General features: G+C 57.6%; 5 protein-coding genes. 3 read left to right on the plus strand and 2 right to left on the minus strand.

Annotated elements, in window-relative coordinates; genetic code table 11:
- Nucleotides 1-896 (minus strand): potassium-transporting ATPase subunit KdpA (locus ACXRVY_RS19490; RefSeq protein ID WP_458238023.1); only part of this gene is annotated, 896 nt, incomplete at its 3' end.
- Between the two features lie 8 nt (nt 897-904).
- Nucleotides 905-994, minus strand: coding sequence for a K(+)-transporting ATPase subunit F (gene kdpF, locus ACXRVY_RS19495; RefSeq protein WP_007899818.1), 90 nt, complete (start codon nt 992-994; stop codon nt 905-907).
- 344 nt (nt 995-1,338) lie between these two features.
- Between kdpF and rfbB the strand changes: the two genes are divergently transcribed.
- The 3 genes from rfbB to rfbD all read left to right on the plus strand — a co-directional run.
- Nucleotides 1,339-2,421, plus strand: coding sequence for a dTDP-glucose 4,6-dehydratase (rfbB, locus tag ACXRVY_RS19500; RefSeq protein ID WP_223462492.1), 1,083 nt, complete (start codon nt 1,339-1,341; stop codon nt 2,419-2,421).
- Nucleotides 2,418-3,290: a glucose-1-phosphate thymidylyltransferase RfbA gene (gene rfbA, locus ACXRVY_RS19505; protein WP_223462491.1), complete on the plus strand. Its 873-nt coding sequence runs from the start codon at nt 2,418-2,420 to the stop codon at nt 3,288-3,290. Before rfbB ends, rfbA begins: the two co-directional genes overlap by 4 nt.
- 49 nt (nt 3,291-3,339) lie before the next feature.
- A partial coding sequence (rfbD, locus tag ACXRVY_RS19510; protein WP_458238024.1) for a dTDP-4-dehydrorhamnose reductase occupies nt 3,340-3,911 on the plus strand: 572 nt, incomplete at its 3' end.

The following is a 3,911-nucleotide window of genomic DNA, read 5'->3' on the forward strand; positions in this document are numbered from 1 at the left end:
CCGCCGATCAGGAACAGCGCCAGCATGCAGGCGATGATCGCGCGGCTCTGGCGCAGGTCCTTCACGTAATGACCGAAGGTGAAGACCAGCGCGACGGGGATCAGAATGATCGAGGTCATTTCAAACAGGTTGCTCCACGCCGTCGGGTTCTCGAACGGATGCGCCGAGTTCACGCCGAAGAAACCGCCACCGTTGGTGCCCAATTGCTTGATCGCAATCTGACTGGCCGCCGGGCCAAGGGGAATGACCTGGTCAACGCCTTGCACCGTCACCGCATTCAAATACTGGGCGAAGGTTTGCGGCACGCCCTGCCAGACCAGATACAGCGCCAGCAGCAGACACAGCGGCAGCAGGCCATAGAGGGTGGCGCGAGTCATATCGACCCAGAAGTTGCCAAGCGATGCAGTGGATTTGCGACCGATGYCGCGGCACAGCGCAACCAGTACGGCCAGGCCGGTGGCGGCGCTGACGAAGTTCTGCACGGTGAGGCCGACCATCTGGCTCAGATAGCTCAAGGACGCTTCGCCGCTGTAGGCCTGCCAGTTGGTGTTGGTCATGAAGCTGACGGCGGTGTTGAACGCCAGCGTCCACTCCTGACCCGGCAGGTTCTGCGGGTTCAGCGGCAGGTGGTCCTGGAACAGCAGGATCGAGAACAGCAGCAGGAAACCCGCGAGGTTAAAGGCAAGCAAGGCCAGGGCGTATTTCTGCCAGCTCTGTTCAGCTTGCGGGTCAACCCCGGCCAGCCGGTAACAGCCACGTTCGACCGGCCCGAGGACCGGCGTCAGCCAGGTGCGCTGCCCTTCCATCACCTTGTAGTAGAAGCGCCCGAGAAACGGCGCCGGGACCAATACCAGGGCGAAAAAACCGAGGATCAGCCAATAGTCATAACTGTGCATAGCCGCTCCTAGTTCCGGTCCGCGCGCAGCAGCGCAACCAACAGATAAATGAACAGCCCCACTGCCAGCAGCAGTGACACTCCGTCCAGAACGCTCATGGAAGTTCTCCGTGTTACGGCGTATTGCCGTGTGTGGAGTCATTGTCGGAAAGGCGGCTGTAAAGGAACGAGACCGAGGGTGCGGGCGGAGCATAAAGAAAGCGTAAAGAGTGGGTTTACGCAGGGGTTACAGGGTGCGGAAAGGCGCTCCAGTACAGAAAAAACCGGGCGTGTTGTAATTAGTGCTCTAAATTGTGCGCGAGAGTAGTGAGTGACGGCTGCAAGTCATGGATAATCCAGCCCGATTGACGTGACGCAACCGAATGGGGTCAGGAACTCTTGCACCTCCCCGCTCGCGCCTGCAAGCTACCGCCATTCGCATTATTGAAAAAGGCTGACCCAACATGCGTATCCTTATTACCGGCGGGGCCGGTTTCATAGGCTCGGCCCTTGTTCGCGAGCTGATTCAACACACTGAGCATGAAGTGCTCAACCTGGACAAACTGACTTATGCCGGCAATCTCGAGTCGCTGACCAGTATTGCCAACGACACTCGCTATGAGTTCGTTCAGGCCGATATTGTTGATCAGGCGACCGTCAGTGCAGTGCTGGCGCGTTTCCAGCCTCACGCGATCATGCACCTGGCAGCGGAGTCCCACGTCGATCGTTCCATCGACGGGCCATCGGAATTCATCCAGACCAACATCGTCGGCACCTACAGCCTGCTCGACGCCACCCGTGCCTATTGGCAAGCCCTCCCGGAGCCTGAGAAAAGCGCATTCCGCTTTCATCACATTTCCACCGACGAGGTTTACGGCGACCTGCACGGTGTCGATGATCTGTTTACGGAAATGACGCCCTACGCACCAAGCTCGCCCTACTCCGCCAGCAAGGCAGCGTCCGACCACCTGGTCCGCGCCTGGCAGCGAACCTATGGCTTGCCGGTGCTGCTGACCAATTGCTCGAACAATTACGGGCCGTTCCACTTTCCCGAGAAACTGATTCCGCTGGTCATCCTCAATGCCTTGGCCGGCAAGCCTCTGCCCGTGTATGGCAATGGCCTGCAAGTGCGCGACTGGCTGTTCGTCGAAGACCACGCCCGGGCACTGCTCAAAGTGGCGACCACTGGCACCGTCGGCGAAACCTACAACATCGGCGGGCACAACGAACAAAAGAACATCGACGTGGTACGTGGCATCTGTGCCCTGCTTGAAGAACTGGCACCGCACAAGCCTGAAGGCGTTGCGCACTACGCCGACCTGATCACGTTCGTCCAGGATCGCCCTGGTCATGACTTACGTTACGCAATCGACGCCAGCAAGATTGAACGAGAACTGGGCTGGGTGCCCGAAGAGACGTTCGAAACCGGCTTGCGCAAAACCGTTCAATGGTACCTGGACAACATGCAATGGTGCCGTCGTGTTCAAGATGGCAGCTATCAGGGCGAACGCCTCGGTGCCATCAATTCCAAGGAGTTGCTCGCATGATGAAAGGTATCGTTTTGGCGGGTGGCTCGGGCACACGCCTGCATCCAATTACGCTCGGTGTGTCGAAACAGCTGTTGCCGGTTTACGACAAGCCAATGATCTACTATCCGATCTCGGTGCTGATGCTGGCCGGCATCAAGGATATCCTGCTGATCTCCACCCCGCAGGATCTGCCTCAGTATCGCAATCTGCTGGGTGACGGCAGCCAGTTCGGGGTGAACTTCAGCTTTGCCGAGCAGCCATCACCGGACGGTCTGGCCCAGGCTTTTCTGATTGGCGAAGAGTTCATTGGCGATGACCCTGTGTGCCTGATCCTGGGCGACAACATCTTCCATGGTCAGCACTTTGGCGAACAATTGCAGAACGCGACAAAACGCTCCTCCGGCGCCACCGTGTTCGGTTACTGGGTCAAAGACCCCGAGCGCTTCGGTGTCATCGATTTCGACAGCGATGGCCGTGCGCTTTCGATCGAAGAAAAACCGAAAAATCCAAAATCCAGTTATGCCGTAACCGGCCTGTATTTCTACGACAACGATGTGATCGAGATCGCCAGGGCGGTGAAACCTTCGCCTCGCGGCGAGCTGGAAATCACCGACGTCAACAATGCCTATCTGCAACGTGGCGATCTGCAGGTCGAGCGTTTTGGTCGAGGTTTCGCATGGCTCGACACCGGCACCCACGATAGCTTGCTCGAAGCCTCTCAGTACGTGCAAACCATCGAACACCGCCAAGGCCTGAAAGTGGCGTGCCTGGAAGAGATAGCCTATGAAAATGGCTGGATCGATCGCGAACAGCTGCTGGAACGCGCCCGATACTTCGGCAAGACGGGCTATGGCCAGTATCTGGCCAAATTGGCAGGGGAAGAGTAATGCGTTTGTGTGAGCCCGATTTGCCCCACGACGAGAATCGACTGTTCCTATGAAAGTTCTCATCAATGGCCAGCATGGTCAGGTCTCACACGAGCTGCAACGGCGGCTGGGTGCTGTTGGAGAGCTGATCGTATTGGGTCGCGATCAGCTCGATCTCGCGCAACCCGATCAGATTCGCCGTCAGGTGCAAAGCGTCCGGCCCGATCTGATCATCAACGCCGCAGCCCATACAGCGGTTGATCTGGCAGAAAGTGAACCGCAATCAGCGTTTGCCATTAACGCCGTAGCTCCCGGTATCCTTGCCGAAGAAGCGCTGGCTCTCGACATCCCGTTGATACATTACTCCACGGACTATGTATTCGACGGGACGAAAGTCGGGCCTTACAACGAGGACGACACGCCCAATCCGCTCGGGGTGTACGGCAAGAGCAAGCTAGCCGGTGAACAGGCCATCAGGGACGTGCAAGGTAAACACTTGATCCTGCGTACCAGTTGGGTCTATTCAACTCATGGCCGTAACTTTCTGCTGACAATGCAACGTTTGCTGCAAGAAAAACCGGAGTTACGTGTAGTCGCCGATCAAATCGGAGCACCTACCTGGGCCGGTACAATCGCCAACAG

The organism is Pseudomonas sp. P5_A2_2, from assembly GCF_054177685.1.